Origin of the sequence: Tunicatimonas sp. (assembly GCF_049647865.1) — a bacterium.
In the GTDB taxonomy this organism is placed as follows: Bacteria; Bacteroidota; Bacteroidia; order Cytophagales; family Cyclobacteriaceae; genus Tunicatimonas.
Window position 1 is genome coordinate 1 of the sequence record NZ_JBARYM010000495.1, and the last position, 6674, is coordinate 6674.

Genomic DNA, 6674 nt, shown 5'->3' on the forward strand with positions numbered 1-6674 from the left:
GTCGTTGGCCGAATTCAAATTCATAACTTCTTGGAGGAAAGTGTCCGTTTCTTTCAATACTCCCTGCCAATCGGCAGAGCGGACGTAGGAGGCAATTACGTGGTTACCGGCTTCGGGGAAGGCGACCGATTGTTTTAGGTTTTTGGGAGTGCCTAACTGCTCAAACATGGTTTGCATGGCCGCTACTGATACCACATCATCCTGTTCTTCTTCATTTTTATAGTAGTAACCCAAAAGTACGGGACACTTTATTTTTTGAAAAGTTTCTTCTACCATTGTTTCTTCCACGATACCGGCCAGGGCCGCGTAGCCTTCAATGTAATATACCCGCGACCAATATTGCCGGGTGAGTCCTTCTCGCTCCTCAACTACGTGGTCGTCGCCGGTCATCATCTCCATCAACTGCATTCCCCAGGGGCGGTTGAGCAGATACAAATTATCATCTTGCGGGGCAATGATGGGCGAATAAAGTACCAGTCCGGCAATATCCGGATTCTCGGCGGTGATAAAAAGCCCTAGTGCCCCGCCAGTGGAAGTACCCATAATAATCACTTGTTCGCCCAGCGATTTACCAATGGCCACCGCCTGTTTCGCTGATTCCAGTAGGTTTTCTGCCGTCATCGTCTTAAATGCACTGTCCGATTCAATCCCCTGCTCCTTCAGCCGAGATAGATACAGATTACAGCCGTACTTTTTAGCTAACGTAGTGTGTACGGGTGCTCCTTCGCCCTGACTTGCTCCGAAACCATGAAGATAAACAATGCTGTAGGGTGTTTTCTGCTGGCTACTATCGGCCCACACAATGCGGGCTTCATTGTCTTCCTTCACTAGTAAGTTCTGCGATTCAGCCCGGTTTATTTCCTGTTCTAACGAAGTCAGATTAGTGGTCACTTTCGGAAGTTCACCAGTAAGATTGCCGTGGTTTGGTTGGGGGCCAACAGCTACTGCCAGCGACAGTACCAATGCTACTCCTACAATCCAGCTAAAAACCTTTTTCATATCGACCGTAAATTTGTGGTAAATCTAAACTATTTTTTCTGTCACCGCTTCTGCTTTTGCAGGAAGCGTTAATTTTTTAGCATGGCAACGGTCAGTATTATTATTCCCACCTTGAATGAGGAAAAGTATCTACCTTTAGTATTAGATCGGCTCATGCAACTCAATCCACCAGCCCACGAAATTATTGTAGTAGATGGCAGCAGTCACGATCGTACTTGTGATGTAGCCCAACGCTATCCGGTTATATTCAAAGCGGTGAACGTTGCCCGGCGTTCGTTACAAATGAATGAGGGAGCAAAAATAGCATCATCTGATCTGATTTGCTTTCTTCACGCCGACACATTAGTCCCGATCAATCTAGTGACTACTATTCAGGATACGTTGGGTAGCCAAAAAATAGCACTGGGCGGGTTTATCTCGCTTATGAAAGGGAATAGGATAAGTTGGCCAACTACCTCTCTTAATTTTATTAAGACGTACTTAGCTCCACTGCTCTATCGCCCCGACCGATTCTTTGGAAATCACTTACGATTGTTGTTCGGAGACCAAGCTATGTTTTGCCGACGAGCTGACTTTCTGCAGTGTGGTGGGTTCAATGATAAACTTCCTATTATGGAGGAAGCTGATCTATGTCTGAAAATGAATCGCATTGGAAAAATCAAGCAGATCAGCCAAACCGTAGTATCATCTGACCGACGCTTAAACCACTGGGGCCCCTGGAAAGCGCATTTTATTTGGTTTAGCATTTGTGCGCTCTGGGCACTACGCGTCTCGCCTACTTGGCTTAAAAAGTTTTATACCGAAATTCGGTAATTTAACCTAGTAGGCCGAACTCAGTTAGGAATGCCAATAAAATTTGGGTAAAAGCCCTGCCATTTATCAAAAAAATCTTAGATTAACCCCACATTTAAATCTAACCTTAATTATCCTTTCTCATGAAACAATTCTTTACTTTTCATCCCCGAAACCTGCTCGGGGTTAGCTTGACCTGGCTTCTTCTGAGCCTACCGTTGCTGGTAACCGCCCAAAAGGTAGTTACCCTCGACAATTACGTGGTTTCGCCACATTCTTCATCTTCTAAGGTGGGTAACAACCTCATTCAGATGGCTGAACGTTCTATGACGAACGCTCGGCAAATTTCTACCAACAAGATTTACGACTATCCTGATGAACTTAAAAACAACGGCGAATATATTCTTATTGAAGCTGTTGCTGAGAAGGGTAAAGGAGCAAAACTGCTGGCGAAGCTGAAAAAAGAAGTTGGCTTGAAAGATGGTACGGTGTATCAGCATATTGTATCGGGTAAAGTACCTGCTATTAATATTAAAAAGCTGGAGACAGTTCCAGGACTACAGTTTGCCCGTCCGGCTTATCAGCCTCAAACTAAAGTAGGTGACGTTACTAGCCGAGGTGATATTGTAATGAGAACGGATGAGGCCCGTCAGGACTTTGGAGTGGATGGCAGTGGCCAAAAAATTGGTATTCTTTCGGATAGTTATAATGCACTAGGTGGGGCAGTTGATGGAGTTATTTCCGGCGATTTGCCGACGGGAGTAGAAATTCTGGATGACCTACCTTCTGGTCAAGGTAGCGACGAAGGCCGAGCCATGGCTGAGATTATTCATGATGTTGCCCCCGGAGCTGACTTAGCATTCCATACCGCGTTTACCGGACAAGCGGAGTTTGCTCAGGGTATTATTGATCTAGCCGACGCCAACTGTGACGTTATTGTGGATGACGTGGGATACTTGGCCGAACCTTTTTTCCAAGATGGTATTATTGCTCAAGCGGTGGATATTGTTTCTAAACGGGGGGTTACTTACCTATCTTCTGCTGGAAATGGAGCACAAGATTCTTACGAAAAAGCGTTCAACAGTTTGGGCCTTTTATTAGCTGATACCGCCGGAAATGTTCTGGGAATCCCTCATGACTTCGGAAACGGTGATATCTTCCAGCGCTATGTTATACCACCCGGGGGAGATTTAATCATATCCCTACAGTGGTCTGATCCTTACATATCCGCCGGTGGTAAAAAGGGAGCTAATTCTGACTTAGACTTGTATCTCTTCTTCCCCCAGTTTAATGATGCTTTTGTATCTAACGACGAAAACATTGGTGGTGATCCTATCGAAATTACTGGGGTTACCAACACATCAGACAGTCTTAATCTGGAAGTAGATGTGCTTATCGCTAAGTTTGCCGGTCCCGATCCCGATATCATAAAGTATATTAATTTCGGTAGTGGTTTTCAATTACAAGAATTTGAAGAAGATACCCAAGCTCCTACCATATACGGTCACTCTAATGCTAACCGGGGTATTGCGGTAGGAGCCACTGCTTGGTTCAATGTTCCTGAATTTAATGACAATCTATCTCTTCCGCGCATTAACGGATTTTCTTCAAAAGGGGGAATTCCCATTTTATTTAACCGAAATGGAAATCCTATCGATCCGGTTATCCGACACAAGCCTGAATTTGTTGGTCCTGATGGAGCGAATACTACCTTTTTCTCTCGCGACCTATCATTTGAAGTCCCCGGAACAGATGAGCCCGACGGGTTTCCCAACTTTTTTGGCACCTCGGCATCAGCTCCTCATTTGGCTGGGGCAGTGGCACTTATTAATCAGCAGACGAATAGTACATTTGAGCCTTGGCGTATCAGAAATATTATAGCCGCTACCGCTATCGATATGGATGACCCCACTACCGAAGGCTTTGATGAAGGCTTTGATTTTAAAACCGGAGCAGGATTCGTAGATATAGTGAAAGCAATGAAAGAGGTTAGCAGACGGTCTATTCCCAACGCTGCTGTTCGCCCTGTGCTAGAAACTGTTGCTTACGATAAAAAAGCCGGAAACTATCGCGCATTATTCGGCTACTTAAGTGAAAATAGCGTCCCGGTGTTTGTCCCTATTGGAGAAAATAATAAGATTGTACCCAGCGACGACTATGATGCAGGTCAACCGGAAGAGTTTGCTCCCGGGCGACAAGCCGCAGTATTTGAAGTAGTATTGCAGCCCGGAGAAACCGTAGTTTGGAGTCTTAAGGGTCCCGATGGGGAACGCCGAACCGCTACGGCTACTGCACCGGAAGGAGAAGTAGCTACTCGCTTTGACAATGCTAACAGCAAGCTTGAGTCTGCTTTCTTAGGAGATGATGCTTCTAATATATTGCCCGGCACGTATGTTTATCCGAACCCCACATCAGGTAGAATATTTTTGGAGGTAGTTGATGCTCCTGAAACCCCTATTCAAGTGAATGTATTTAATTCTTTGGGGCAGTCGGTGTATCAGACTGACGGAAATGAGCTAATCCGCGAGACAGTGAATCTGCGGTCGTTCGGCCGAGGATTGTATGTGGTCCAAACAAAAGCCGGTACCAAACTAGCTACTCGCAAAATAATAGTTGAGTAAAAACTTAGCATAACGAACATAAACTAAGGCGGGGGTGATTATCCTCCGCTTTTTTTATTCGATAAACCAAAGCTTAATAGCCATAGCAACTACCGCAATAACTAAGATCAGCATCACCCACTTATCTCCTTTCTCTACCGACCACCTACTAGCTACCCAGGCTCCACCGGAGTTGCCAACAGCTAATAGCCCTCCGTACCACCAATTGATGGTTCCTTCCAGAATAAATACCGCCAAGGCTGCTGAAGTATAGATCAGTACCACCAGTACTTTGGCACTATTCGTTTTAACTAATGAAAACTGGTTAACAGATGTGAGTACCATAATAATCAGAAAGCCCACTCCTGCCTGAATAAAGCCACCCCAGATTCCAACAAAGAAAAACAGAATAATACTCACAACTTGATGCTTAGCACCCATTCGCTCAAGTAGTTCTTCCTTTTTCTTACGGATAGACTTTCTGACAATAAATACGACTACTACGATCATAATGACCGATAGCAATTTATTAAAAAGCTCTTCAGGAATATCGACCGCGATTTTCGCACCGATCACTGCTCCCCCGAGTGCCGACAGCCCTAACCACAAACTAAATGGAAAAGCTGAAACTCCTTTACTTTTAAATCCTAGTACTCCAAATACATTCTGAGAAAAGATGGCAACCCGGTTGGAAGCATTAGCAACCGCCGGGGGAAGTCCCAAAAATATTAAGATTGGCAAACTAATAAGCGATCCGCCTCCGGCAATCGTATTGATAAATCCTGCTGCAAAGCCTGCCCCAATAACTAATAGAATATCATAAACATCCATTATTATAGTCTATCGCTAATTGTTAAAGTTTGCAGGTGGCGGGCTTAGGCGTACCAAAAAAATGAACAGCTAAATGCTGATTAGCTATACATTGATACATTTGATAGCAAAGTGCCTTGAATTGGCTAAAGATGCTTAGCCGGGTAGAAATAGACAAAAAGAGAGGTTTCATAAAGTTAGGTACTTCTTGGGGCAAAAATAGAAGTTATTTACCTAACCCTTCTGATAATATACAGCTTTCTTATTGTATGAAGAGGCTATGCTTAGTAAAAAATTTAAACGCTTTGAATAGCATTTAGTAGTTCGCCTTGCTCGGTATAGTATAAGGTAATCACATTACTTTCGTCTTCCATTAGAAGCTCATACAAAATAACGGATGAGGAAACACTATTATCAATTTCTAAGCGGCGTATATCCCGCTTATTCAATACACGGGCGCGCGTGATAGTTAGATGTTGGTAGTCACCTTCGTCTAACGCGTATAAAATTTTTGGTGGCAGATCCATTTCCATAATAGTAGCCGGATCACTAACAGACTCCCGAATAATCATCTCTTGATTCTCTTGTATATCTTCTATCCAAATCTCACCTTGGGCCTGAACAGCACTCCAAGAGAGTACACTTATGGCGATGATTGTTACTAGTTTTCTCATAATCGATGATTTTACATATAAACAGTACAAAGAATCATACCATAACAGATCACACATAAACAGCTCATAATCAGTTTATTATAAGTATAACTATTCTAATAAATAATTGATTAAGGGTATTGAGTAGACAAGTCGGGGAACAATTCCCCACTTTAAGGTGCTTACTCGGGAAAGATTACTAAGAGTGAGTAATTTTATTACCTGTTTACCTTTTGGTTGAAAAGAGGTTGAACTTTTGTGTAGTGCACTGAGAAGAGAGTTTGGTATAAAACAAAAAGGCCGAGCACTTTACATGCCGGACCTTGAACTACAATTTATGTGCGGATTATATCACTAAATAGAAAATCTTCTCTTTAGGGTATTACCACCCCTAGAGAAACGCCAAATATTCTATTTCTCCCTTCACCTGCCTCAAAAAATTCAGTCAATCCCCACTCGTAACCAATATCTAAAGTGAAAAATAACAGATCAATACCTATTCCGGCGTTTAATCCCAGATTGAATGAACTGAAATCATCACCATCTAATCCCAAATTATTATCCTCTACTCCTAACATAAGCGTAGGCACCACTCCCCCATTAAGGCGAACCGCTAGTACCCCGTCTGTTCCAGTTAGGTAAACGCCACCGTTCAGTGGCACCTTCAAACTGTTAATAGTTACCACATCGTCGATACGTTCGGCATTAGCATCATTAATAAGTTGGGCACTAATGCTGTAGTAGTGAACCCCGGGTTGAAGGAAAAACCAACTATCCCCGTCATCACCTATCCGAAAATCAACACCTAAATTTAGGCCGG

The 6674-nt window shown here is 43.4% G+C and carries 6 protein-coding genes; 2 read left to right on the top strand and 4 right to left on the bottom strand.

Annotation, left to right across the window (positions count from 1 at the left end; genetic code table 11):
- Positions 1-999 (bottom strand): alpha/beta hydrolase (locus WBA23_RS14680; protein ID WP_424583032.1); only part of this gene is annotated, 999 nt, incomplete at its 3' end.
- A gap of 81 nt (positions 1000-1080) precedes the next feature.
- Here WBA23_RS14680 and WBA23_RS14685 point away from each other — a divergent pair.
- Together WBA23_RS14685 and WBA23_RS14690 are read left to right on the top strand one after the other, a co-directional pair.
- On the top strand, positions 1081-1812 hold the full coding sequence (locus tag WBA23_RS14685) for a glycosyltransferase (protein ID WP_424583033.1): 732 nt from the start codon (positions 1081-1083) through the stop codon (positions 1810-1812).
- A gap of 122 nt (positions 1813-1934) precedes the next feature.
- Positions 1935-4412 (top strand): T9SS type A sorting domain-containing protein, encoded by a 2478-nt coding sequence (locus tag WBA23_RS14690; RefSeq protein WP_424583034.1) that lies wholly within the window; start codon positions 1935-1937, stop codon positions 4410-4412.
- Between the two features lie 54 nt (positions 4413-4466).
- Here the strand turns inward: WBA23_RS14690 and WBA23_RS14695 are convergent, their stop codons facing one another.
- The 3 genes from WBA23_RS14695 to WBA23_RS14705 form a co-directional block, all read right to left on the bottom strand.
- Entirely contained in the window at positions 4467-5222 is a 756-nt protein-coding gene (locus tag WBA23_RS14695; RefSeq protein ID WP_424583035.1) for a sulfite exporter TauE/SafE family protein, read from the bottom strand.
- A 275-nt stretch (positions 5223-5497) separates the two neighbouring features.
- Complete coding sequence (locus WBA23_RS14700; protein ID WP_424583036.1) at positions 5498-5875, bottom strand: hypothetical protein; 378 nt, start codon at positions 5873-5875, stop codon at positions 5498-5500.
- Positions 5876-6228: 353 nt separating this feature from the next.
- A partial coding sequence (locus WBA23_RS14705; protein WP_424583037.1) for an outer membrane beta-barrel protein occupies positions 6229-6674 on the bottom strand: 446 nt, incomplete at its 5' end.